The 605-nt window shown below is 78.0% G+C and carries 1 pseudogene; it reads right to left on the bottom strand.

Annotation, left to right across the window (positions count from 1 at the left end):
- Window positions 1-184: 184 nt before the first annotated feature.
- A pseudogene (locus AB8Z36_RS41665) lies at window positions 185-605 on the bottom strand (NADP-specific glutamate dehydrogenase); the annotation flags it as partial.

Raw genomic sequence — 605 nt, 5'->3', positions numbered from 1 at the left:
CGTCACGTAGTCGCCGGGGGCGCCGTAGCGCTCGGCGGTCTCGTGGCAGGTGGCCCCCCCCCCCCCCCCCCCCCCCCCCCCCCCCCCCCCCCCCCCCCCCCCCCCCCCCCCCCCCCCCCCCCCCCCCCCCCCCCCCCCCCCCCCCCCCCCCCCCCCCCGGCGGCGGCCGGGACTCCGCGTGCGCTCAGATGACGCCCTGGGCCAGCATCGCGTCCGCGACCCGCTCGAAGCCCGCGATGTTCGCGCCCGTCACGTAGTCGCCGGGGGCGCCGTAGCGCTCGGCGGTCTCGTGGCAGGTGGTGTGGATGTCGTTCATGATCTGCGTCAGTTCTTCCTCGACCCGCGCCGCCGTCCACGACGTACGGGCGTGGTTCTGGGCCATCTCCAGGGCGCTCACCGCCACGCCGCCCGCGTTGGCCGCCTTGCCGGGCCCGAACGCGACGCCCGCCTCCTTGAACAGGCGCACCGCCTCGGGGGTCGTCGGCATGTTGGCGCCCTCGGAGACCGCCTTGACGCCGTTGCGGATCAGCGCGGCGGCGTCGTCGCCGCGCAGTTCGTTCTGGGTGGCCGAGGGCAGCGCGATGTCGGCCGGGACCTCCCAGACC

It is taken from the genome of Streptomyces flavofungini (genome assembly GCF_041028215.1).
GTDB classification, from domain to species: domain Bacteria; phylum Actinomycetota; class Actinomycetes; order Streptomycetales; family Streptomycetaceae; genus Streptomyces; species Streptomyces flavofungini_B.
This window is presented reverse-complemented; position numbering and strand designations above follow the sequence as displayed.